A 24394-nucleotide genomic window follows, 5' to 3' on the forward strand; every position below is an offset into this window, starting at 1 on the left:
ACCAAGCTCGGGCTGATCTCGTTCCTGAAGGAACATCGACGCCTACACTACGCTTCATGAACCGCCGTATACGGAACCGTACGTACGGTGGTGTGGGGGGAGGGCCTAAAATGCCCTCCTACCCGATTCGGTTCATCGTTTTACATGACAATCCCGAGGCGACCTGCCAGATCCTGGATATATTGCCATGCAACACGTCCCGAACGGTTTCCGCGTGTCGTGGACCATTCCAACGCTTCGGCGTGCATCTTGGCCGGATCGTAAGCCAGCTTAAAATAGGCCGCATAGCCGTCGACCATGGCGAGATAATCGTCCTGGCTGCATTTGTGGAAGCCAAGCCAGAGACCGAAACGGTCTGAAAGCGATACTTTTTCCTCAATGGCTTCCGAAGGATTGATTGCCGTCGAGCGCTCATTGTCGATCATGTCACGCGGCATCAGATGACGCCGGTTCGACGTCGCATAGAAGATCACATTGCCGGGGCGACCTTCCACGCCGCCTTCAAGCGCGGCCTTGAGCGATTTGTACGACGTATCGTCATGATCGAAGGAAAGGTCGTCGCAGAATAGGATGAAGCGATAGTCCGTTTCCTTGATGAGGTTCATCAATGTTGGAAGGCTATCGATATCCTCGCGATGAATTTCGATCAGCTTGAGCGGAGTGCGGTCCGGCATTTCTGCGTTCACGCTGGCCTGCGCAGCCTTGACGAGCGAGGATTTGCCCATGCCGCGCGCTCCCCAGAGCAGCACATTATTGGCTGGAAATCCCTTTGCGAAGCGGCGGGTATTGTCTACGAGCTGGTCACGTACCAAATCTACGCCACGGATCAGTGCGATATCCACTCGGTTAACATGGCTGACCGGATCCAGGGTCAGTCGTTCGGGAGCCCAGACAAAGCAGTCTGCGGCATCAAGATCGGGTGTTTTGGCTTCCGGCGGCGCAATGCGTTCCAGAGCGGCGATCAAACGGTCCAGTTTCTGGCTGAGTATGTCTTCGGTCGTCATTTCATGCCCCTGATGATAGGGGTAACGGCTTAACATGTCACAGCGGAGGCGAAAAGTGTGCGACCTTGGCGCAGGCGAGGTCATCGCCGGTTGCATTTGGCGCGCTAACCATTGTAATGCCGATAATAATTTGTCTTCGAGACTTCAGAGGAGTTCCTAATGTTCGTAACACCGGCTTTCGCTCAGGCATCCGGCGGCGCTGTTGGACCAGATATGCTCATGAGCATTCTGCCGTTCATCCTGATCTTCGTGATCATGTACTTCCTTATTATCCGCCCGCAGCGGACCCAGATGAAGAAGCGTCAGGAAATGCTGACCCAGGTTCGTCGCGGCGATACCGTCGTGACCGGCGGCGGCATTGTCGGCAAGGTACAGAAGGTTGTTGACGACAACGAACTTGAAGTCGAAATCGCTGAAGGCGTTCGCATTCGCGTCATGCGCAGCACGCTGATGGATGTTCGCGTGAAGGGCGAACCCGTCGCCGACAACAAGAACAAGTAATTCTTTTTACGACACGCAGGCCCCGGTAAGATTTCCATAACCGGGGCCTGCGCATTATTCGGTGTGCGCTAATATACGATGCGCGTGCCACGACGCCGGAGAGCGGTTCGCAACAGGTGAACTCCGGCATGCTCTATCCAAGCTGATACGGAATTGCTGCTCTATGCTCTATTTTTCACGCTGGAAATCTGCCCTGATCTGGCTCGCGGTTCTCGTGAGTTTCATCATCGCATCCCCTAACTTTTTCTCGCGTGAAACGTTGGCGAAGCTGCCCAATTTCCTGCCGAAGCAGCAGATCGCCCTCGGGCTTGATCTCTCCGGCGGCTCTCGTCTGGTTCTGCAGGTGCAAAACTCCGGACGAGGGGACCTTGAAAGCACAGCCAATATCATGCGGCAGCGCCTGGAGGAGCTTGGTTATGGCAAACCTCTTGTTGAAGCGGAAAACCGCAATCAGATTCGGGTCGAAGTTCCCGGCGTCTATGACGCGCAGCTTCTGAAAGACATTCTCAGCGTTCGCGGCGACTTCTCTTTCCGGGCTGTAGACAGCACCATGTCGCCGGATGACGCCATTCGTGGCACGCCACCGGCTGACAGTGAAATCATTTATTCCTATGACGATCCGCCGGTCGGCTATCTCGTCAAGAAGCAGCCGATTCTGACTGGCGCCAATGTGACTGACGCCAAGGCGACGCTGTCGGACGACGATACTGAGCCTCTCATCACACTGACGTTGGACGATGCAGGCCGCAAAAGCCTTGCCGAAGCAACATCGCATCTGGTTGGTGGTAGCTTTGCTATCGTCGTTGACAACCAGATCGTTTCCGCGCCCGCTGTCGATGAGAAGCTCGACACCAACGAGCTGCAGATTTCAGGTGCTTTCGATCTTCAGGCCGCCAACAACATGGCGGTTGTGCTGCGGTCCGGTGCGCTGCCACAAAACGTAACGGTTCTGGAAGAACGTACGATCGCATCGGCTTTGGGCGAAGACTATGCCAGCGCTGCCGCATTGGCGGCATTGCTTGCGGCACTGCTCGTCGGCCTGTTTATGGTCTTGTCCTACGGAATCCTTGGTGTGATCGCCATGATCGCACTGGCCGTCAACATCATCATCCTGACAGCCATACTTTCGCTGATCGGCGCTTCGATCAGTCTCGCCAGCATTGCCGGTCTGGTGCTCACGATCGGCTTGGCCGTTGACGCCCACATCCTGATTTATGAGCGCGTGCGCGAAGATCGCCGCAAAGGCTATTCTGTTGTTCAGGCGATGGAATCCGGCTTCTATCGCGCTCTTTCGACCATCATCGACGCAAACCTAACCACACTTATTGCAGCGCTTGTTCTGTTCCTGCTCGGATCGGGAACGGTTCATGGCTTCGCGCTGACGGTGGCGGTTGGTATCGGCACCACGCTTTTCACGACGCTTACCTTCACTCGCCTGCTGATCGCGCAGTGGGTGCGCACGGCCAAGCCGAAGGAAGTGCCGAAGCGTCGTCTGAAACTGGTTCCGACTGTAACGCACATTCCGTTCATGCGTCTGCAATTCGTGACGCTCGGCATCTCGGTACTGGCCTGCGCCATCGTGGTCGCATTGTTCGTCAATATCGGCTTCAACTACGGCATTGATTTCCGTGGCGGCTCGATGGTCGAGTTGCAGGCCCGTAGCGGCGACGCCAACCTTGAGGATATCACCGAGCGCCTTACCGAACTCAACATCGAAAGCGCCCGTGTCCTGCCGGCAAAGTCCCCGCGCTCTGCCCTTGTCATTATAGGCAGTCAGGAAGTTGGCGACGATGCCGAACAAACCGTCGCCGTGAAACTGCGTGGAGAGTTCGAGCAGGATTATTCGTTCCAGCGCGTCGAAGTCGTTGGCCCGACAGTTTCGGAACAGCTTTCCCGCGCCGGTATTCTGGCGGTTATTCTGTCACTGATCGGCATCTTTATCTACGTATGGGTTCGGTTCCGCTGGCAACTCGCGCTTGGCGCGGTGCTGTCGACCTTGCACGACGTTATCATCCTTGCGGGCATGTTCATCGTGTTTCGCATGGAGTTCAATCTGTGGAGCGTCGCGGCAATCCTGACGATCATTGGTTACTCGTTGAATGATACGGTCGTGATTTACGACCGCGTGCGCGAGAATCTGCGGGTCTATAAAAGCGCACCATTGCCTGCCATCATCGATGCCTCGATCAACCAGACACTGTCGCGTACCTTGCTGACGTCCTTTGTGACATTTCTGGCGCATATTCCGCTCTATGCCTTCGGTGGCGCGGATATCCGCAGCTTTGCGCTGGCGCTCAGTGTTGGTATTATTGTTGCAAGCTATTCATCGATCTTCATCGCCGCTCCATTGCTGGTTCAGTTCGGCCTCAAGCCGCGCGGGCCGGATGAATCCAGCGATCAAATGGATGATGAACTGGCGCAATCGCTGAATTTGGAAAGCTGAAAATGGCCAAAGGGATAGAGATACGCGAGGCCCATTTTCCGGGCCGTGCTCCCATTGATGCCTATGGCGACGGCGGCTTCCGTTTTGCCGAAATGTCGCATCGCGGCTCCATTCTTTGCCTGCCTTCGGGCATTCACGGCTGGGAACCTACGACACCGCCGATACTGGGCAAAGCCGATCTCAAGATGATCCTTGAGCAGGCATCCGATATTGAAATTCTGCTGGTGGGCACAGGCATGGATCTGCGCCGTATTCCAGAAGACGTGCGCGCTATCCTGCGCGAACACCGCATTTCTTCTGATCCCATGAGTACAGGTGCCGCCGTTCGCACCTATAATGTGCTTCTGGCCGAAGATCGTGCGGTCGCGGCGGCGTTGATTGCTGTAGACTGACATCATGAACGAAAATGAGGCTCATTGCCTGGCGTTGCTACGCGAAGCTGACCGGGATCGCTACCTTTCAGTGCTTTATGCACCGGAGGATCGTCGCGGCGGTTTGGCTGCGTTGTATGCGTTTAATGCGGAAGTTGCGCGTATCCGTGATCTGGTCCACGAACCGCTACCGGGTGAAGTCCGGTTGCAATGGTGGCGCGATCTCATCAACGGCGAGGCGAGGGGTAGTGCAGAAGCGCATCCCGTTGCCGCAGCGCTGATCGGCACCATTGAAAAATATGAACTGCCGCGAACTGCTTTCGACAATTATTGCGAAGTGCGCATCTTCGATCTTTATGATGACCCGATGCCCAGCCGCAATGATCTGGAAGGTTATTGCGGTGAAACCGCATCGGCTATCATTCAGTTAGCCGGCTTTATACTGGACAGAGATGCCGCGCAGGCACAGACGGAAACAACCGGCCATGCTGGCGTGGCGCAGGCAGTGACAGGCCTGCTTCGCCTTATGCCTATTCACCGGCAGCGCGGGCAACTCTATGTTCCCGCTGATATGTTGCAGGCAGTCGGCGTGACGCGCGAGGCATTTATCGCTGGCGAAGACAAGGCTGCTGTCGAGCGCGTGATCAGCATCATGCTGGCTTTCGCGCGTGAACATCTGGCAATTTTCGAGAAGAATAAATCAGAGTTGCCGAAGAGCCTCGCTCCGGCGTTTCTGCCTTTGGCGCTGGCTCCAGCCTATCTGCGAGCAATCGAGCGCCTGGGCGCGCAGGCTGCGGAAAAGGTGGCGGACATTTCTGCCATTCGAAAGCAATGGCTCATGTTTAGAGCCAATTTCTGAGCAGGCAGAGCCGATGGGCTTTAGTTCAATCGAACGAAGCCCATCGCAATATCACTCAGCCGATCCTAGCCCCGAGCCCAGCCATTGACGGCAATCAGCCAGAGCACGTACGGAAAGCGCTTGCTTCTTGGCAACAGTCTTTTCCTTGCCGCGCAGACGCTTGCCTTCCGGCTTTGGAACATCGACCGGCGGGAACAGGCCGAAATTCACATTCATTGGCTGGAACGAACGCTTGCCCGGCTCATCGTCGGCAACGATGTGTCCACCTGTAATATGACCGAGCAGGGCGCCAAATGCAGTTGTTCCCGGCGGTGGCGTCGGCGTTTGCCCCAACTTTTCTGCTGCGGTGAAACGACCTGCCAGCAAGCCGATGGCTGATGATTCGACATAGCCTTCACAGCCTGTCACCTGACCGGCAAAGCGCAATGTTTCGCGTGATTTCAGGCGAAGCGTGCCGTCGAGCAGCACGGGAGAATTCAGGTATGTGTTGCGATGAAGACCACCGAGACGTGCGAATTCCGCATTTTCCAGGCCCGGAATCATCTTGAAGATGCCGGTCTGGGAGCCGTATTTCAGCTTCGTCTGGAAGCCGACCATATTGTAGAGCGTGCCGAGCGCATTGTCCTGGCGGAGCTGCACGACGGCATAAGCCTTTACAGTCGGATTATGGGCATTGGTGAGGCCCATCGGCTTCATCGGGCCATGACGCAAGGTTTCCGGCCCGCGTTCGGCCATCACTTCGATCGGCAGGCAACCATCGAAATAGGGTGTGCCTTCCCATTCCTTGAAGTCGGTCTTGTCGCCTTCGACCAATGCGGCCACGAACGCCTCATACTGTTCCTTGTCCATGGGGCAGTTGATATAGTCCTTTCCGGTGCCGCCGGGGCCAACCTTGTCATAGCGCGACTGGAACCAGCAGACATCCATATTGATCGAATCAAAATGGATGATCGGAGCAATGGCATCAAAGAAGGCCAGAGCATCAGCACCGGTCTGCGCCTGGATGGCTTCAGCCAGTGAAGGCGCGGTCAGAGGTCCGGTGGCAACGATGGTCGTTCCCCATTCCTCTGGCGGAAGACCGGTCACTTCTTCCCGAACAATTGTAATCAGTGGATGGGCTTCAAGCTTGGCAGTGACGGCCTGTGAAAAGCCTTCGCGGTCGACAGCCAATGCGCCACCGGCCGGGACCTGATGGGCATCGGCGCACGCCATGATGAGCGATCCGGCAAGGCGCATTTCGGCGTGAAGAACGCCGACGGCATTGGTTTCGGCATCATCCGAGCGGAAAGAGTTGGAACAGACGAGCTCGGCAAGCTGCTCGGTCTTGTGGGCATCGGTGCCGCGCACGGGACGCATTTCGTGCAATATGACGGGCACGCCCGCCTGCGCGAGCTGCCATGCAGCTTCAGAACCGGCAAGGCCGCCGCCGACGACGTGAACGGGAGAAAGATCGGATGTGTTTAACATGGGCCATTCCCTTATCGCCTTTGCTGAACGCCTTCAATGGAGAAGGCTCGCCAAGGATGGGAATCATGCCGCAAAAAGAAATGGCATCCGTCGCGGGAGGAGGAGCGACGGATGCCATTATGGTAAGACCGGCATTGGGAGGACGAGAACCGGCCTTGTTATCGCAAAACCTGGGAGGAGGATGGCTCTGCGATGAACCAGGTCTGGTGGGAGGAGGATCCAGACTTGGAGAAACTTTAAAGCTCGTTGAATTAGCGAGCCCTGGTCTTTAACGGGCTTTGGTCTGGCGAGCCACGAACGGGATGTCCGCGCGGGAGATGCCAAGATCGTTCAGCTCACGGGTGGAGAGCTGGCTGAGTTCATTGACGGTGTCGCGGTAACGGCGCCAGTTGTTGTAAGAGCGGAGGAGGTTCATCGTGCTATTCCTTCATCGTTGAGGAACTGGAGTTCTGTTCAATTCATCTCGTTTGTTGCCCATGATATAAGCTATTGTTTTCGCAGGTTGCAGACCCGAGTTTGCATAGCTGCTCTGCGGGTTCTGCACGACAGGTTAAATCGATTAGACTGGTTGGGCACAAAATTGCCGCAAAGCGATTTGATGCACTCTTTGCCGGCATCACAGTTTCCTATATGTTCTCAACCGCTTACGGTTGCGACAGCAACAACTGACAGAATGACCAGGAGCTAATTTGTCATTTTCCATTTCTGTTGAACGCCTGATCGAGAGATGGCAGCGGGACGGTCTGATCGATGCGGAAACAGCATCGAAACTGAATGCCGACCTTGAAAAACGCGCTTCGGTCTTCAGCCTCGGTTCTGTTCTAGCCGCGCTTGGCGGGCTGCTTCTCGGCGCAGCCGTTATCATGCTGGTTGCCGCGAACTGGCAGGAAATGCCACGCCTTATGCGCATCGGCCTTATATTCGTTCTGATATGGGTGAGCTATCTCGGTGGGGCCTGGCGGCAGTCTCGTGGTGACAAGTTGTTCCCGGCGACACTCTATATTGTAGGAGCTGCGTCATTTGGAGCAGGGCTGGCGCTTGTAGGGCAAATGTATCATTTGTCCGGCGATATCCACTCTGCCGCAATCTATTGGTCTGGCGGCGTTCTGGTTTCGGCTTTTCTTCTACGTGCGCCGGTACTGGCGGCGTTCGGCGCGGGTGTTGCCTGCTTTTATCTTTCGACCTATGTGTTTGATACCTCGTCCTACGACGATGTGACCTATCGCTGGATTGGCCCGTTGCTTTTGCTGTTCGGCGCTGCGGCGGCCTTGTTCACACGCTCGCGACATGCAGCACATCTGTGGGCCATGTTCTCCATCGGCTGGGCTCTGCTCGTCTATGCGGAACATGAGAGCAATACGGTGCTGGTGCTTATGCTGATCGTGGGAATCGGCCTGATTCTGGCTGACGGTTTTGCCCATGCCACGGTGGAGAGACTGACCCGCTTCGCTCATCCGCTTGCGGCATACGGCTTGGCTCTCGCATTGCTGGCGCTTGTCACGCTTCAGATCAACCAGATGGTCTCCTATTCCAACGTTAGTGCAAGTCTGGACCGCGACATATTATATAGTATCTTCATATTGGCGCTAGCGATCGGGGCGATTGCTGTGGCTGGTCGAAATAATGGCGGCCTGCGCTCCATCGCCTATGCCGCATTTTCGATCCAGGTACTCTATCTGGCTTTTGAGACGGTCGGCACCATGATCGGAACATCCGGGTTTTTCCTGACTGCGGGTATTCTCGTGCTGCTGCTGGCTGCTTTTGTGCGACGCATGGAGAACCGCTTTGGAAAGACGAGCAGCGTGGAGGCCCGACCATGACTATTCGATTCAAATGGCTCTATGTCGGGGCGACCATCACTGCATTGCTGCAAACCGGCATTCTTTATGCAGGCATAGAAAAACGCGCCTCTGTCCTGCGCTCAGGCTCGGAAGTGACGCTGCAGACGGAACCTTTCGACCCGCGCGACCTGATGCGCGGCGATTACGTTGTTCTGGGTTACGAAATTTCCAGTCTGTCCCGAAAGAACATACAAGGTGAGCGTCCTGCCGGTTCGCAAATCGTCTATGTGGCAGTGAAACCCGATGCAGACGGGATAGCACGGTTCTCACGCGCCTCATTCGTTCCGCTTTCAGAACTTGCTGCGGGCGAAGTGCAGATTCGGGGCGAGGCGGCCTATTCCATATTCGATGATCCGGAATCGAATATCCGTCTCAATTTCGGCATTGAACGATATTATGTACCCGAGGGGCAGGGACGCGCGATTGAAGACAGCCAGCGGGAGCGGCGGATTACCGCCATTGTGGCGGTTGATCCGAAGGGAATGCCGGTCATTAAGGCCCTGCAGGAAGACGGAAGGCAGCTCTATCAGGAGCCTCTTTATTGATCCTGTCATCACGCACTGTTTCAAAAGGGTTGGCTGACGCGACAGGATCGCTATATAGAGACGGAAAGGGCAGGAAGAGCTCAGCCTGATCGAACCTTGTAAATCTATGCAGGGCAGGCGGCTTTTTTCCTTTGAACCGGGAAAATTGGATGATATAGAGACGCGCGCTTTCGAGGGGCGGTTCAATATCTGAGACGAATTATGGTGCCTTCTGAGGAATGTACATCGGTTCAGAAGCGGATGTGGCGAAATTGGTAGACGCACCAGATTTAGGTTCTGGCGGGAGACCGTGGGGGTTCGAGTCCCTCCATCCGCACCAACTGCCATAAGGCAAAAGAATTTCTCTCCCGCGACAAGGCAAACAGGCCGGTAACGGCGGGACAATGACAAGAAGTGAAGGTTTGAACATGCAGGTTACCGAAACGCTCAATGAAGGGCTGAAGCGCGAGATCAAAGTCGTGGTTCCGGCCAAGGACCTCGAAGCCAAGCTCGCAGAGCGGCTGGAAACTGCGCGTGACCGCGCCAAGATCAACGGTTTCCGTCCGGGCAAGGTGCCTGCGGCTCACCTCCGCAAGATGTACGGCAAGTCCTTCATGGCGGAAATCGTCAACGAAATCCTCAATGACTCGTCGCGTTCGCTTCTTGCTGAACGTAACGAAAAGTCGGCTACACAGCCTGAAGTCATCATGTCGGAAGACGAAAAAGAGGCCGAACAGGTTCTCGACGGCAAGGCCGATTTCGTTTTTTCGCTTAACTACGAAGTTCTGCCGGCAATCGAAGTCAAGGACTTCTCGAAGATCGCTGTTACCCGTGAAGTCGTCGATATTTCCGATGAGGAAGTTGACGATCAGGTCAAGCGCATCGCTTCGTCGACCCGCACCTTCGAAACCAAGAAGGGCAAGGCCGAAAACGAAGATCGCGTTACGATCGACTATCTGGGCAAGCTCGACGGCGAGCCGTTCGACGGCGGCGCGGACAATGACGCACAGCTCGTTCTCGGTTCCGGCCAGTTCATTCCTGGCTTCGAAGAGCAGCTCGTTGGCGTCAAGGCTGGCGACGAGAAGGTTATCAACGTAACTTTCCCTGCTGAGTACGGCGCTGCCCATCTGGCTGGCAAGGAAGCTACCTTCGACATCAAGGTCAAGGAAGTTGCCAAGCCGAACGAACTGGTCCTCGATGACGAAACTGCAAAGAAGCTCGGCATCGAATCGCTTGAGCGTCTGCGTCAGGTCGTTCGTGAACAGATCGAAAGCCAGTACGGCCAGATCACCCGCCAGAAGGTAAAGCGTCAGATTCTCGACGCTCTGGACGGCGACTATCAGTTTGAAACGCCGCAGAAGCTTGTTGACGCCGAGTTCAACAACATCTGGCAGCAGATCAACTTCGACCTGCAGCAGGCTGGCCGCACGTTCGAAGACGAAGAAACCACTGAAGAAGCCGCTCGCGAAGAATATCGCAAGCTTGCTGAGCGTCGCGTGCGCCTCGGTCTGGTTCTGTCGGAAATCGGCGAAAAGGCTGGCGTTGAGGTTTCTGAAGAAGAACTGCAGCGCGCTGTTTACGATCAGGTTCGTCGCTATCCGGGCCAGGAAAAGGAAATCTACGAATTCCTGCGCAAGACGCCGGATGCCGTTGCCAACCTTCGCGCTCCGATCTTTGAAGAAAAGGTCGTTGACCATCTGCTCGCCAATATCAACGTGACCGACAAGAAGGTTTCGAAGGAAGAGCTGACGGCTGAAGACGAAGATGCAGCTTCGGAAGCAAAGCCTGCCAAGAAGGCTGCAGCGAAGAAGAAGGCCGCTCCTAAGAAGAAGGCTGACGAAGGCAAGTCCGAAGAGGCTTGATCTTTGCTCCCAGCATGAATTCGGAAAGGCCGCGCATAGCGCGGCCTTTTCGTTTTGCGATCATGGAAATGGTGGCTGAAAAGCTTGCATCCGGTGGGGCTTTGCTCTAGCCAATACAACAATCAGTTTCAGCCCAATCACAGTATTGTCGAGCCAGTAATGTCCCTAATCGATACGCGTATACCTGAACCCAAACGCTTTATCTCCGGCGCGACCGGCGACTGGGAAGTCGTCATCGGCATGGAAGTCCATGCGCAGGTCACGTCAGAATCGAAGCTGTTTTCCGGCGCTTCCACCTCGTTCGGCGCAGAGCCTAATTCGAATGTTTCTCTGGTTGATGCTGCCATGCCGGGCATGCTGCCGGTCATCAATCTGGAATGCGTCAAGCAGGCGGTTCGCACGGGCATTGGGCTCAACGCTCAGATTAATTTGAAGTCGGTTTTCGATCGCAAGAATTATTTCTATCCCGATCTGCCGCAGGGCTATCAGATTTCGCAGTTCAAGCAGCCAATCGTTGGCGAAGGCAAGATCATGATTTCGGTCGGCCCGGACAATAAGGGCCAGTTCGAAGACGTGGAAATCGGCATCGAACGCCTGCATCTGGAACAGGATGCAGGCAAGTCCATGCACGACCAACATCCGACCATGTCCTATGTGGACCTGAACCGTTCTGGCGTAGCCTTGATGGAAATCGTGTCGAAGCCGGACTTGCGTTCCTCCGATGAAGCACGCGCTTATCTGACCAAGTTGCGCACGATTGTCCGCTATCTCGGCACGTGCGACGGCAACATGGATGAAGGCTCGATGCGCGCCGACGTGAATGTCTCCGTGCGCCGTCCGGGCGGTGAATTCGGTACACGTTGCGAAATCAAGAACGTCAATTCGATCCGCTTCGTCGGTCAGGCAATTGAATATGAGGCTCGCCGCCAGATTGCCATTCTCGAGGACGGTGGCTCCATCGATCAGGAAACACGCCTGTTCGATCCGGTAAAGGGTGAAACCCGGTCCATGCGCTCCAAGGAAGAAGCGCATGACTATCGCTATTTCCCTGATCCGGACCTTCTGCCACTCGAGTTCGACCAGGCATTCGTGGATGCGCTGGCAGTGGACCTGCCGGAACTGCCGGACGTCAAGAAGCAGCGCCTCGTCGAGAAGCAGGGTATCTCGATCTATGATGCATCGATTCTCGTTACCGAGAAGGCTATTGCTGATTATTATGAAGCCGTTGCTGCCGGTCGTGACGGCAAGGCCGCAGCGAACTGGGTCATCAACGACCTCCTTGGCGCGCTGAACAAGGCTGGCAAGGACATTGAGGAATCACCGGTCAGCCCCGAACAGCTTGGTGCTGTCATCGACCTCATCAAGGAAGGCACGATTTCCGGCAAGATCGCCAAGGATCTTTTCGAGATCGTCTGGAATGAGGGTGGCGATCCGAAGAAACTCGTTGAAGAACGTGGCATGAAGCAGGTCACGGACACCGGTGCCATTGAGAAGGCTGTGGACGACGTCATTGCGGCCAATCCGGAAAAGGTGGAGCAGGCAAAAGCCAAGCCGACACTGGCCGGCTGGTTTGTCGGTCAGGTCATGAGGGCGACCGGCGGTAAAGCCAACCCGCAATCTGTCAATGAACTGGTCAAGGCCAAGCTCGGGATTGAAGAGTGATGTGGGTCAGAAGTGCGACGGAGGCTGATCTCAAGGCAGTGCACGAGCTGCTTGTCTCGACCTGGCACGCGACCTTTGATGACATCCTTGGGCGGGAAACGGTGGATGCCGTTACCGCCCAATGGCACAGCATTGGTGTTCTGAAGGCCAATCTGAAGAAGCCCTATTCTGAATTCATCGTTGCCGATAACGGCAATGGCGGCATTGACGGCATGGCTTTTGCCAGCCAGTCGGAAGAAGGCAAGGCTTCGCTGCATCAGCTTTATGTTCGTCCCGACACACAGGTTCAGGGTATCGGGACGATGCTTCTCGCTGAAATAGAGATGGCTTTTCCCGACGTTCGTACGATGAAGCTTGAAGTGATCGAGAGAAACGCCAAAGCTGTGAACTTCTACGAGCGCAAGGGCTATGCCAAAGTCGGCCGCAATGAAGATTGGGGTGATCCCAATTGCAAGGAGCCGGTGCTGGTGATGGAAAAGTCGCTCGAGAGCTGGAATATGTAAAGCATATCTCCCAAAGTGGAGACCGGTTTGGGGATTAAGACATGTGGGCATGTAGAAGCCTGAAGCGCGTCGCGTTTTGGGCTCATCATACTCTTGTGACAGCGGCAACTTGACCCTTGCCATGGCCGGTCGATAGGGCCATAAGCAAGAAAACCCGGTGGTTTCGGTCACCTGTGGCAATAATGGATCTGGAATAGGTCATGAAGAAATTTATTACGCAAGTTTTCACCTGGTGGAACGGCCAGACGCTCGGCACGCGGTTTCATACGTGGCGCAAGGGCGAGCGCGTCGGTGAAGACGAGTTCGGCAATATCTATTATCAGGGTGGCAAGGACTCCGAAGGTCGCACGCGTCGCTGGGTAATCTTCAATGGCTATGCGGAAGCAAGCGCTATTCCTCCCGGTTGGCATGGCTGGATGCATCATCGCGTCGACACGCCGCCTACCAAGGAAGACTACAAGCCACGTGACTGGCAGAAGCCGCACCTGCAGAACCTGACCGGTTCTCCGCTGGCTTACCGTCCGAAAGGCGCTATTGCTCGTCCGGGTACGGAACCTGCGGAGCGTCCGCGCGTGACCGGCGAATACGATGCCTGGACACCGGGCAACTGATAATCGGTTTTGATTTTTGTCCGGCGCGTTAATCCGCGCCGGATTTCTTATATGTCCGCCTTTTGACGCTATTGCAGAAAAGGTTTGAGGATAGACGGCTTGCTTCATGCCGATGGCTGTATTGCGGCTTGCGACAGGGCAACGAATCGTCACATTTCATGCTTAGGAATTGTTCCTGCTTAATTTAAACCCTTTGGATGCGGATTTCCGTTTTGACGAAGCAATCTCACGGCACGGCTGGCAACGGGAAAAACTCGATCAAAAGGGCTGTTCAAATCGCCCTGATTTCATTGATTGCGACCACCAGCAGCTTTCAGACAGCCATGGCCGAACGCATCACCAATCCGGTTGCTGAGTTCTCGGGTCTCGATAAAATCACCGGACGCATCACGACATTCGATGTCTATATCAATGAGACGGTCCAGTTTGGTGCGCTTCAGGTAACGCCGAAAGTCTGCTATTCGCGCACGGAGAATGAAGCGCCGCGCACGGATGGCTTCGTTGAAGTGGATGAAATCACGCTGGATCGAAAGATTCGCCGTATCTTTACTGGCTGGATGTTTGCCGATAGTCCGGGTCTCAATGCTGTCGAGCATCCGATCTATGACGTCTGGCTGAAGGACTGCAAGCAGAAGTCGGAAGTGCCGCCGCCGGATCAGCGCAACTAGTGTGGTGGATTTGAATCCGAAATTCGTTCGCAACCCCGCTCCAGAGTGATACGAATTTCGGATTCAAATCCACCACACTAGAGCGCATCCCGAAACGTGTGAAACGGTTTTCGGATAAGATGCGCGTTAGAAACGCGCGATTCCGTCGAGTGCGTTTTCCAGCAGTTTTTCATATTTTTTCCGTGGAACTTCCACAGCGCCGAATCTTTCGAGATGTGGCGTGGTGAACTGCGTGTCGAGAAGTACGAAGCCTCGGCTGACCAGATGCTGGACCAGATAGGCGAGGCAGACCTTTGAAGCATCTCGCTTGCGGGTGAACATGCTCTCACCAAAGAAGGCGCGTCCGAGTGTGACGCCATAAAGCCCACCGACGAGCTGTCCGTCATGCCAGGCTTCAACCGTGTGGCAATGTCCGATCTCGAACAATTCCTTATAGGCTTCGCGGATTGGACCGTTGATCCATGTACGCGCGCGTTCGCCGGTTCCGCTGGCACAACCTTCGATCACGCCATCAAAATCGCTGTCGAGCCTTATATCAAAAATGCCCTGGCGAATGGTTTTCTGGAGGCTTTTCGGTAGGTGGAAGCCATCGAGGGGTATGACACCGCGCCTCTCGGGACGAACCCAGAAGACTTCGGGATCGTCGGCTTCTTCAGCCATGGGAAATATTCCCGTGGCATAGGCCCGCAGGAGCAACTCCGGTTCGATTGAATAGTCGTCCGGGGACACTCCTGCGGTCATTTTCGTCAGGCGCTTTCGCCCTTGGTTTTCTTGGCCAGATATTTTTCCAGCCAATGAATGTCGTAATCGCCGTTGGCAATATCCTGATTTGCAATCAGGTCCTGGAAAAGCGGGAGAGTGGTTTTCACGCCATCGACCACGAACTCGTCCAGCGCGCGGCGCAGACGCATCATGCATTCGACGCGATTGCGACCATGCACGATGAGCTTGCCGATAAGGCTGTCATAGTAAGGCGGAATGCGATAGCCGGAATAAACGCCCGAATCCACGCGGATGCCGAGGCCACCCGGCGTATGATAATGCGTGATCAGCCCCGGCGAAGGCGCAAATGTCAGCGGATCTTCAGCGTTGATACGGCATTCAATGGCATGGCCAGAGAAGCGGATATCCTTCTGCTTTACCGACAGGCCGAGACCGGCTGCAACGCGAATCTGCTCGTGAACGAGATCGATGCCCGTGATGGCTTCCGTAATCGGATGTTCCACCTGAAGGCGCGTGTTCATTTCGATGAAATAGAATTCGCCGTCTTCATACAGGAACTCGATCGTTCCCGCACCGCGATAACCCAATTCCGCACAGGCGTTGGCGCAAACCATGCCGATCTTGTCGCGTGCTTCGGCGTTGAGCGCCGGTGAATTGGCTTCTTCCCAAACCTTCTGGTGGCGGCGCTGCAACGAGCAGTCGCGTTCGCCCAGATGGATGGCATTGCCTGCGCCATCGCCCATGACCTGAACTTCGATATGGCGCGGCTTTTCGAGATATTTCTCGATATAGACCGCATCGTCACCAAAGGCTGCACCGGCTTCCGTACGAGCCGTTGCAAGTGCCACCGAAAGATCGTCCTCGGTGCGGGCAACCTTCATGCCGCGTCCGCCACCACCGGCAGAAGCCTTGATGATGACCGGATAACCGATTTCCTTCGCGATGCGTGCAGCTTCGACGTCATCCGTCACGCCGCCGTCCGAGCCCGGAACGACTGGAATGCCAAGGCGCTTTGCAGTGCGTTTGGCTTCAATCTTGTCGCCCATGATGCGGATATGCGAAGCGGTGGGGCCGATGAAGGTGATGCCGTGCGCTTCAAGAATTTCCGCGAACTTGGCGTTCTCCGACAGGAAGCCGTAACCCGGATGGATTGCGTCGGCACCAGTGATCTCGCATGCAGCAACGATCTGATGGATGTTCAGATAGCTGTCGCGCGACGGCGGCGGTCCAATGCAGACGCTTTCGTCTGCCAGACGCACATGCATCGCGTCGGCGTCTGCCGTGGAGTGAACGGCGACGGTCTTGATGCCCAGTTCCTTACAAGCCCTGAGCACGCGAAGAGCGATTTCGCCACGATTGGCTATGAGTATCTTTTGAAACATTGCGCTTTGCTGCCCGTTCATTGAATAAGCCGTAATCTGCTGTCTTATTCGATTACGACGAGCGGCTCACCGAATTCAACCGGCTGAGCGTCTTCGATGAGGATGGCCTTGACCGTACCAGCGCGCGGGGCTGGAATCTGGTTCATGGTCTTCATGGCTTCGATGATGAGAAGCGTCTGACCTTCCTTTACCTGTGCGCCAACTTCGATGAAGTTGCGGGCGCCCGGAGCCGGAGCGAGATAGGCGGTGCCAACCATCGGCGACGGAACGGCGTTCTTCGACAGATCAGCCTTGGTTGGTTCGGCGGCTGCAGCAACTGGCGCAGCTGCAGTAACAACAGGGGCTGCGGCAGGCATAACTGTCGCTGCGGCCTGAACCGTGACCTTGCGCGAAACGCGGATACGCAGATCGCCGTGTTCCACTTCGATGTCGGTAAGGTCAGTTTCGTTGAGGATGTCCGCCAGGTCGCGGATCGTTTCCTTGTCGATGACGGAATTTTTGCTGGACATATCAGGCCCCTTTAACGCTTTGCCCGTTGTTTTCTTCTTCTTTGGCAATTGCCGCAAGCGCGCGCAGACCGAGCAGATATCCTTCCGCGCCAAAGCCGCAAATAACGCCTTTGGCGACTGCGGATACATAGGAGTGATGCCGGAAAGCCTCACGCGCATGAATGTTCGAAAGATGCACTTCCACGACCGTTACCTTGGCCGAGCGGATTGCATCATGAATAGCAACCGAAGTGTGACTATAGGCGGCAGGATTGATGAGGACATAGGCGTTTTTATCGCCAGCCTCCTGAATCCAGGTCACCAGATCGCCTTCGTAATTGGACTGACGGAAATCGACATCAAGTCCGAGTTGTTCAGCCTCACGCTTGCAGTCCGCCTCGATATTATCGAGCGTTGCAACACCGTATATCCCCGGTTCTCGTTTACCGAGAAGGTTGAGATTGGGGCCGTTCAAAACAAAAACCGTTTTTGCCATATCCGTCCGCGACTGATAACGCGTTACCGCGAAATTTCGGTACACTTCGCATTTCATATAGAGGGCTTGGACGCAAGCCGAAACCCTCTAAATCATTGCAGATGTTTTGCCGTACCAGTTTTTCCCGCTATTCTTTGCAAAATAAGCAGGCAATACGGCAATTTCTCTTCTCGCAACATAAACATTGGATGCCACGGCATAAACTGTTTCACAAAAGTGACCAGTCAAGCCATGGCCGACCAGATCAATTTTTCGCTGCAGCGCGCGCTGCCGCGATTCTCTCGACCAGCCCATCAACACCGATCGCGCCGGGAACCAGTTCATCACCGATGATGTAGGATGGCGTTCCGGTAATATTGAGCTGTTGCGCCAGCTGATAGGTCTGCTGGAATGCGCCGGTGATGGCCGGATCCTTCATCTTGTCGCGTAGCTGTGCTTCATCGGCTCCCAGTTTCACTGCATCGGCGATGGCGGAATCTTCCGTTGCACGCTCCTGCGCGCCCAGAAGCACTTCATGGAATTCGGCGTATTTTTCCGGCATCAGCGCTCTGAATGCCTGTGCCACAATATGCGCCTTGGCCGAATCCGGGCCGAGAATCGGGAATTCTTTCATGACGAACCGGACGTTCTTGTCGGTTTTCAGGATCGCTTCCATGTCCGGCAGCGCCCGCTTGCAATAGCCGCAATTGTAATCGAAGAACTCATAGACCGTCACATCGCCGTCTGGATTACCGAAGACTGCATCATGCTTGGGATCATAAAGGGTGCTGCGATTGGCCGTCAGCACCTGCTTGATCTGTTCCTGCGCCGCATGCGCCTGCTTGGTTTCAAGTGCGCTTTGCACTTCCAGCATCAGTTCAGGATTCTGGATGAGATAATTGCGCACGACGTTTTCAATGGCCTGCTGGTTCATCGCCACAGGAGGGGCCACAGGGGCCAAAGCAGCAGGGCTGTCCACGGCGGCCGGAGCCTGTCGGGCTGTGCCTGCATAATAACCTAATGCAAGAGCGGCAATGCCTACAACGCCGCTGGCAACTGTTATGGAAACTGCATTCTTCATTCCAAATTCCAATCTGTCTAGAATACCGGTTTCAGGCGCAAAATGCTGCCTTACTTGCTTTTCTTGGCATTAATGATGTCCTGCGCGCGAAGCCATTCGGGTGAACGGGGCTTCATCTGCTTTTGCGCACGGATGGCGAATATCTGGGCCTGCTGAAGCTTGCCAGAATAATAGTTCATATCGGCCGTTGCGAGGTCGGCGAGCGCCATGTCACCTTGCTGGCCATAAGCCTGCGCGAGATAACCGTAGCCTCCTGGAAACTCCGGATCAGAGGCTATGCCTGCCTTGATCTCCTTGATCGCCGTCGGCATGTTCGCCTTGGCACCGGTGAGCATAAGGGCGCGCCCATAGCTCATGCGCAGCAACGGCGACTTACGCGGATCGAGCGAAACTGCCTTCTGGAAAGCCTTTGCTGCGCCTGCCGCATCATTGGCTTTCAGCAGGACTTCGCCGCGCATTTCCTGGAAATACGGGTTCTTTGGCTGTTCCTTGATAAGTGCATCAAACTTCGGCAGCGCAGCGCGGGCTGAACCATTCAGGAATGTTGTGATGGCATTGCCATAACGGGCAGGGAGCCCGCCAGGATTGCTGCGGAACATGCGCTGTAGTGCGCCCATATTGCCCGAATAGGCGGCAATTTTGGCACGCGCCATATCGTGCCGCATCTGCAATGCCGGAGAATCGGCTTTGTTGAAATACGGGCTCTTTCTCGCAAGTTCTTCCAGATTGGCAATTCGCTCACGCGGGAGAGGGTGGCTGATACGATACTGGTCGATCTGGGTGCCGGTAAGCGACAAGGCTGATGCGAAGCGCTCAAATGTATCGAGCATTCCCTTGGTCGACTGCCCGGTGGCGTTGAGATAGTTCACGGCCAGGCGATCGGCGGTCATTTCTTCGGTGCGCTGATAGTTGAGCACGCTGCGCATGGCAACTTCGCTTGAGCCCATGGCGATGCCTGCGCCTGCGCCCGCTGCATTGCCGCTGCCGCTTGCGGCACCTGCAACACCGGCACCAACACCAAGTAACATACCGATGATTGCCATGTTGCGGGCACGGCTCAACTGCTCACGCAACCGTTCCTGATGCCCACCTGCAAGGTGCCCCGATTCGTGTGCGATCACGCCAATGATTTCATTGGGCGTTTCCGCCTGCATGATCGCGCCTGTATTGATGAAAATACGCCGTCCATCGACAAAGGCGTTGAAGCTTTGCGAATTGACCAGAATAACGCGAACGCCGCGACCACCCAGACCTGCAGCCTTGAGGATCGGCGCAGCGTAGTCGGCGACGAGTGCCTCGATCTCGGCGTCGCGCACGATGGGGACACCACCGCCGCGCGACTGCGCGAATGCGGGCAGGGCACTGGTAACGGCTATGGACATCGCGGCTGCCACCGCAACCGAACGGCGAACCAAACTATGGAAAGAAAATCTTCTGGGTGGGAATGGTGTAGTCATCGTCCCCATCGTGTTGTTCTTCCTTCTTCAAACCGGCACGAATCTTATAGCCTTTGCATTCAATCATCGATAGGCAGGCGAGAGATAATCTCCATCTCGGAATTTGGTCGTATTTTCTCGAAAGGTGCTGTTGCTTTACCAATCCGGCGATTATACGGCGGATGTAGAATGCGAAACTCGCAATTTTCTGGAGGTAAAGTTGGTCACTCTTTCCAGCCGCAGCGCGGTCGAGCCCTTCCATGCCATGGATGTTCTGGCAGAGGCTAATCGTCGTCGCGCAGCCGGCCATCCAATCATTTCCATGGCGGTAGGCCAGCCTGCCGACCCGGCACCGGAAGTCGTTCGACAAGCTGCTGAACGTGCCTTGAAGGATGGTCGCATCGGTTACACCGACGCTTTGGGACTGATTGAACTGAGAGAGGCGATTGCTGCGCATTATGCCGATCATTACGGTGTTTCGGTTTCGCCGGAACGCATTGCGGTCACAACCGGCTCCTCCGCTGCCTTCAATCTGGCCTTTGTGGTCTATTTCGATCCGGGCGACCGGGTTGCTATTACACGCCCGGGCTATCCTGCCTATCGCAATATATTGACGGCACTAGGCCTCGAGGTCGTGGAAATACCGACGGGCAATGGAACGTCGGCGTCATTGACTGCCGAGGCGCTTGCAGCGGCACATGTTGAAAAGCCGTTGAAAGGCGTATTGTTTGCAAGTCCGGCCAATCCGACCGGGGCGGTCATCGACAAGCCGGAACTGAAGGCAATCATCGAAACAGCCCGAGATCTGGGCATCCGGGTCATCTCGGACGAAATCTATCACCGGCTTTCCTATGAGACGGACGACGTCACAGCGTTGGAGATTTCCAATGATGTGACGATCATCAACTCATTTTCCAAATATTACTGCATGACCGGCTGGCGTATTGGCTGGATGGTTTTGCCTGAAAGCGATATCCGCGCAATCGAACGACTGAGCCAGAGCCTTTATATCTCTGCGCCGGAGCTTTCGCAGCGCGCTGCCATCGAAGCCTTCCATGCAACGACAGAACTTGAGCGGGTAAAGGATCGCTATCGCAAGAACAGGCGCATCCTGCTGGACCATCTTCCACGTATAGGTCTCAGCCTGGCCGCACCAATGGACGGTGCATTCTATGCCTATTGTGACGTTTCGCGCTTTACCAACGACAGCATGGAATTTGCCCGCCGGATGATTGCTGAAATCAATATTGCTGCGACGCCGGGACGGGATTTTGACCCGCTGGACGGGCATCGAACGATGCGCTTTTCCTATGCTGGAAAGATTGAGGAAATGGAAGAAGCCGTCCGTCGCCTGGAAGGCTGGTTGCCACAGCAGAAAGCCTGAGCAGGCTCCTTCAAACCATTTACAGTATTAAAAGATAAAGAAAAACCGGCGTTTCCGCCGGTTTTTTCATTTCAATCATGAAACGGGTCTCAGAAGAAACCCTTCTTCTGCCACCAGCCAGCGCGCTTGGGCTTCTGGTCTTCGCTCTCGCTCGAAGTCACAACGGGCTCAGCGCTTTTCTGCGGCTCGGCAATTGTCGTCACTTCTGCTTCGACTGCAACTGTCTCTTCGACTTCAACCGCCGGTTTCGCAGCAGCTCTGCGAGTACGCCGCTTCGGCTTCTCGGTTTCCGCTTCAGGTTCGTCAGCGACCACTACCGGCTCGGCAGGAGCTTCTTCGGCTGCCTTCTTACGGCTACGGGTCTTGCGAGCAGGCTTGGCAGGCTTTTCCTCTGCTTCAGCAGCGACGACGTCCTCAGCCGCTTCCTCAGTCTTCGCAGACTTGCGAGCGCGAGGCTTACGGGCGGGCTTGGCGGGCTTTTCCTCGACTGCTGCTTCGGTAACCGGAACTACAGCTTCAGCGACGTCAGCCGTTTGTTCCACCGCTGCCACTGTTTCGACAACAGCTTCCTTGGCCTTGACCGGCAGAACCGGCGTATAACCGACGAATTCCGGATCAGGAACCTTGCGTGTACGCGGTTCGTCGTCACGACGGTTCTTGCGTCCACCCCGGCGACCGCGGCGACGCTTCTTACGGCGATCTTCTTCGCTCAGCGAAGCATTAGACGATGAATCCTGCGCGTCATCGGCGTCATCATCTTCGTCGGAGGCATCTTCCGAAACGGAATCGGTCTTTGCAGCCTGTTCCGGGTTCTCGCGATCACGACCACCGCGACGGCGACGACGGCGACGGCGCTTGCGATCACCTTCGTCACCACGATCTTCGCGAGCCTGAACGTCTGCCGTCGTTTCTTCTTCGGCTTCGTCCTCATCGACCGGGATTTCCGGATCTTCGATGTCGTCCTCGATATAGGCCATCGGCTGAACCGGAGGCTGGATAATCGGCCGTGTCGACGGCGCGCCCTTGTCGATGACGAAATGCTGGTGGCCGACGCTCTCGTCGGCGTCGATGCTGATCTCTACACCAAAACGCCCTTCCAGATCGGCAAGAAGCTGGCGCTTGTGATTGAGAACATAAAGCGCCGAGGCAGCCGGTGTGCGGACATGAATGTCGAAACCGGAGTGACGCAGCAGATAATCCTCGATGCCGCGAATAATATGCAGCGCCATGGAGGAATCCGAGCGGATATGGCCGGTGCCGCCGCAATGCGGGCAGACCTGCATCGTGCTTTCCAGTACGGATGCACGGATACGCTGGCGTGACATTTCCAGAAGACCGAAATGCGAGATACGGCCCACCTGGATGCGCGCGCGATCATCCTTCAGGCAGTCCTTCATCTTCTTTTCGACAGCGCGATTGTTGCGCTTTTCTTCCATGTCGATGAAGTCGACGACGATCAGACCGGCGAGGTCGCGCAGGCGAAGCTGGCGTGCGACTTCTTCTGCTGCCTCCAGATTGGTCTGCAGCGCCGTGTCCTCAATCGAATGTTCACGCGTTGACCGGCCAGAGTTGACGTCGATGGCAACAAGCGCTTCCGTCTGGTTGATGATCAGGTAGCCACCTGATTTGAGCGTGACCTGTGGCAGCAACATGCGGTCGAGCTGTGCTTCCACGCCGTTGCGCGTGAAGATCGGGACCTGTTCGCGGTAAGGCTGGACGACCTTCGCATGGCTCGGCATGAGCATGCGCATGAAGTCTTTGGCCTCACGGTAGCCGTTTTCACCGGAAACGAGGATTTCCGAGATGTCCTTGTTATAAAGATCACGGATCGACCGCTTGATCAGGCTGCCTTCTTCATAGACGAGGGCGGGCGCCGTCGATTGCAGCGTCAGTGAGCGTACATTTTCCCAAAGACGCATCAGATATTCATAGTCGCGCTTGACTTCCGCCTTGGTGCGGTTTGCGCCAGCCGTACGCAGGATCACGCCCATGCCCTGCGGCACTTCGAGTTCCTTGACGATTTCCTTGAGGCGCTTGCGGTCCTGCGGATTGGTGATCTTGCGCGAAATGCCGCCGCCCCGTGCCGTGTTAGGCATCAGTACCGAATAGCGTCCGGCAAGCGAAAGATAGGTCGTGAGAGCTGCGCCCTTGTTGCCGCGCTCTTCCTTGACCACCTGCACCAGAAGAATCTGGCGACGCTTGATCACTTCCTGAATATTGTACTGGCGACGATTGGTACGGGCAGGCGTCGGAAGCTCTTCAAGTGCATCTTCCGAACCAACAGATTCAACCATGTCCTCTTCATGTTCGATGTCGTCCTCGTCGCCGTTATCGATGGCTTCGGAGATCACATCGCTTTTCTGAGAAAGGGCAATGGCCGGTGTGCCGGGCACGTAATTCTCAAAAGCCGGGCCGACAGGCTCAGCCGCTGGCAATCCCTTGTCGGCGGCATTGGCCTGCGCGTCGCCATTCTGGCCGTCACGACGACCGCGACGACGGTTGCGGCGCGAGCGATCGTTCCGGTCGCTGCGCTCGCTCTTGGCGCGTGGTTCGTCTTCATCGTCTTCCGCGCGTGCGGCTTTGGCTTCCGCTTCGAGCAGCGCAAGACGATCAGCTACCGGGATCTGGTAGTAGTCAGGATGGATTTCCGAGAACGCGAGGAAGCCATGGCGATTGCCGCCATATTCCACGAACGCAGCCTGAAGCGAGGGTTCGACGCGGGTGACACGTGCGAGATAGATATTGCCTTTCAGCTGCTTCTTGTGTTCCGACTCAAAGTCGAATTCTTCAATCTTGTTGCCCCGAGTGACGATAACCCGGGTCTCCTCCGGGTGGGAGGCATCGATAAGCATTTTGTTGGACATTATTGTCTTTCCTGCCGGCGCGAAGACGCAATACGCGTGCGCCGGACGAAACCCTGAGGGCTGTCGTGCTCACTGCGTTGCATCTGCCGAATGGTTCTGGGTTCGTCGGAATAAAAGCTGCTGCCTCCGCGCGCGATGGCCTCGTGGCGATCACGGTCTTCAGGCTTGCAGTGGTCAGTCTTGCTTGACCCATAGCTGTTCCGAACGAAACGACCTCATATATGACCCGAAAAAGCCGGGCCGAC

Annotated in this window: 23 protein-coding genes and 1 tRNA gene; 14 read left to right on the forward strand and 10 right to left on the reverse strand. The window is 55.7% G+C overall.

The features are described 5' to 3' along the window. Positions 1–140: 140 nt before the first annotated feature. Positions 141–1004 carry an ATP-binding protein gene (locus F9K91_RS06910; protein ID WP_151557996.1) on the reverse strand — a complete coding sequence of 288 codons (864 nt, stop codon included), beginning with the start codon at positions 1002–1004 and terminating at the stop codon, positions 141–143. 159 nt (positions 1005–1163) lie between these two features. Between F9K91_RS06910 and yajC the strand changes: the two genes are divergently transcribed. The 4 genes from yajC (at position 1164) to F9K91_RS06930 (ending at position 5178) form a co-directional block, all read left to right on the forward strand. After that, entirely contained in the window at positions 1164–1505 is a 342-nt protein-coding gene (gene yajC / locus F9K91_RS06915) for a preprotein translocase subunit YajC (RefSeq protein ID WP_010661250.1), read from the forward strand. Positions 1506–1668: 163 nt separating this feature from the next. Continuing rightward, entirely contained in the window at positions 1669–3948 is a 2280-nt protein-coding gene (gene secDF, locus F9K91_RS06920) for a protein translocase subunit SecDF (RefSeq protein ID WP_235912806.1), read from the forward strand. Between the two features lie 2 nt (positions 3949–3950). After that, complete coding sequence (locus tag F9K91_RS06925) at positions 3951–4340, forward strand: Mth938-like domain-containing protein (RefSeq protein WP_151557994.1); 390 nt, start codon at positions 3951–3953, stop codon at positions 4338–4340. Between the two features lie 4 nt (positions 4341–4344). Further along, entirely contained in the window at positions 4345–5178 is an 834-nt protein-coding gene (locus tag F9K91_RS06930; RefSeq protein ID WP_151557992.1) for a phytoene/squalene synthase family protein, read from the forward strand. 51 nt (positions 5179–5229) lie between these two features. On the opposite strand, the gene trmFO is transcribed toward F9K91_RS06930, so the two are convergent. Together trmFO and F9K91_RS06945 are read right to left on the reverse strand one after the other, a co-directional pair. Beyond that, on the reverse strand, positions 5230–6645 hold the full coding sequence (gene trmFO / locus F9K91_RS06935) for a methylenetetrahydrofolate--tRNA-(uracil(54)-C(5))-methyltransferase (FADH(2)-oxidizing) TrmFO (protein WP_151557990.1): 1416 nt from the start codon (positions 6643–6645) through the stop codon (positions 5230–5232). A 268-nt stretch (positions 6646–6913) separates the two neighbouring features. Then, complete coding sequence (locus F9K91_RS06945) at positions 6914–7060, reverse strand: DUF1127 domain-containing protein (RefSeq protein ID WP_006466676.1); 147 nt, start codon at positions 7058–7060, stop codon at positions 6914–6916. A gap of 274 nt (positions 7061–7334) precedes the next feature. Between F9K91_RS06945 and F9K91_RS06950 the strand changes: the two genes are divergently transcribed. From F9K91_RS06950 to F9K91_RS06985, 8 genes are all read left to right on the forward strand, one after another. Continuing rightward, positions 7335–8465, forward strand: a complete 1131-nt coding sequence (locus F9K91_RS06950; RefSeq protein WP_151557987.1) for a DUF2157 domain-containing protein — start codon at positions 7335–7337, stop codon at positions 8463–8465. Further along, positions 8462–9031, forward strand: coding sequence for a GDYXXLXY domain-containing protein (locus F9K91_RS06955; protein ID WP_151557985.1), 570 nt, complete (start codon positions 8462–8464; stop codon positions 9029–9031). Before F9K91_RS06950 ends, F9K91_RS06955 begins: the two co-directional genes overlap by 4 nt. A 236-nt stretch (positions 9032–9267) precedes the next feature. Then, a tRNA-Leu gene (locus F9K91_RS06960) sits at positions 9268–9350 on the forward strand. Between the two features lie 88 nt (positions 9351–9438). Beyond that, entirely contained in the window at positions 9439–10872 is a 1434-nt protein-coding gene (gene tig, locus F9K91_RS06965; protein WP_268878386.1) for a trigger factor, read from the forward strand. Positions 10873–11031: 159 nt separating this feature from the next. Next, positions 11032–12534, forward strand: a complete 1503-nt coding sequence (gene gatB / locus F9K91_RS06970) for an Asp-tRNA(Asn)/Glu-tRNA(Gln) amidotransferase subunit GatB (RefSeq protein WP_109987683.1) — start codon at positions 11032–11034, stop codon at positions 12532–12534. Then, positions 12534–13037, forward strand: a complete 504-nt coding sequence (locus F9K91_RS06975) for a GNAT family N-acetyltransferase (RefSeq protein WP_151557981.1) — start codon at positions 12534–12536, stop codon at positions 13035–13037. The genes gatB and F9K91_RS06975 overlap by 1 nt, the downstream gene beginning before the upstream one ends. Before the next feature lie 200 nt (positions 13038–13237). Next, complete coding sequence (locus tag F9K91_RS06980; protein WP_010661260.1) at positions 13238–13648, forward strand: NADH:ubiquinone oxidoreductase subunit NDUFA12; 411 nt, start codon at positions 13238–13240, stop codon at positions 13646–13648. Positions 13649–13845: 197 nt separating this feature from the next. Continuing rightward, positions 13846–14316 carry a DUF2155 domain-containing protein gene (locus F9K91_RS06985; protein WP_151557979.1) on the forward strand — a complete coding sequence of 157 codons (471 nt, stop codon included), beginning with the start codon at positions 13846–13848 and terminating at the stop codon, positions 14314–14316. Positions 14317–14442: 126 nt separating this feature from the next. Here F9K91_RS06985 and aat read toward each other — a convergent pair whose 3' ends face one another. From aat to F9K91_RS07020, 6 genes are all read right to left on the reverse strand, one after another. Beyond that, on the reverse strand, positions 14443–15057 hold the full coding sequence (gene aat, locus F9K91_RS06990) for a leucyl/phenylalanyl-tRNA--protein transferase (protein WP_176038505.1): 615 nt from the start codon (positions 15055–15057) through the stop codon (positions 14443–14445). 5 nt (positions 15058–15062) lie between these two features. Further along, positions 15063–16421, reverse strand: a complete 1359-nt coding sequence (gene accC / locus F9K91_RS06995; protein WP_081104473.1) for an acetyl-CoA carboxylase biotin carboxylase subunit — start codon at positions 16419–16421, stop codon at positions 15063–15065. A 44-nt stretch (positions 16422–16465) separates the two neighbouring features. Next, a complete protein-coding gene (gene accB, locus F9K91_RS07000; RefSeq protein WP_061346402.1) occupies positions 16466–16930 on the reverse strand; it encodes an acetyl-CoA carboxylase biotin carboxyl carrier protein in 465 nt (154 codons plus the stop codon). Position 16931: 1 nt separating this feature from the next. Then, positions 16932–17405, reverse strand: coding sequence for a type II 3-dehydroquinate dehydratase (aroQ, locus tag F9K91_RS07005; protein WP_151557977.1), 474 nt, complete (start codon positions 17403–17405; stop codon positions 16932–16934). Positions 17406–17649: 244 nt separating this feature from the next. Further along, the gene (locus F9K91_RS07015) at positions 17650–18465 is read right to left on the reverse strand and encodes a DsbA family protein (RefSeq protein WP_151677510.1); all 816 of its coding nucleotides are present in this window, start codon (positions 18463–18465) and stop codon (positions 17650–17652) included. Between the two features lie 50 nt (positions 18466–18515). After that, complete coding sequence (locus tag F9K91_RS07020; RefSeq protein WP_151557971.1) at positions 18516–19931, reverse strand: M48 family metalloprotease; 1416 nt, start codon at positions 19929–19931, stop codon at positions 18516–18518. A 190-nt stretch (positions 19932–20121) separates the two neighbouring features. Between F9K91_RS07020 and F9K91_RS07030 the strand changes: the two genes are divergently transcribed. Then, positions 20122–21285 (forward strand): pyridoxal phosphate-dependent aminotransferase, encoded by a 1164-nt coding sequence (locus F9K91_RS07030; protein ID WP_151651199.1) that lies wholly within the window; start codon positions 20122–20124, stop codon positions 21283–21285. Positions 21286–21374: 89 nt separating this feature from the next. Here the strand turns inward: F9K91_RS07030 and F9K91_RS07035 are convergent, their stop codons facing one another. After that, positions 21375–24149 (reverse strand): Rne/Rng family ribonuclease, encoded by a 2775-nt coding sequence (locus tag F9K91_RS07035; protein WP_151677511.1) that lies wholly within the window; start codon positions 24147–24149, stop codon positions 21375–21377. A gap of 2 nt (positions 24150–24151) precedes the next feature. On the opposite strand from F9K91_RS07035, the gene F9K91_RS07040 reads away from it, so the two are divergent. Beyond that, positions 24152–24337, forward strand: a complete 186-nt coding sequence (locus F9K91_RS07040) for a hypothetical protein (protein ID WP_151557963.1) — start codon at positions 24152–24154, stop codon at positions 24335–24337. The last annotated feature ends 57 nt before the right edge of the window (positions 24338–24394 follow it).

The organism is Brucella tritici, assembly GCF_008932295.1.
Classification (GTDB): Bacteria; Pseudomonadota; Alphaproteobacteria; order Rhizobiales; family Rhizobiaceae; genus Brucella; species Brucella tritici.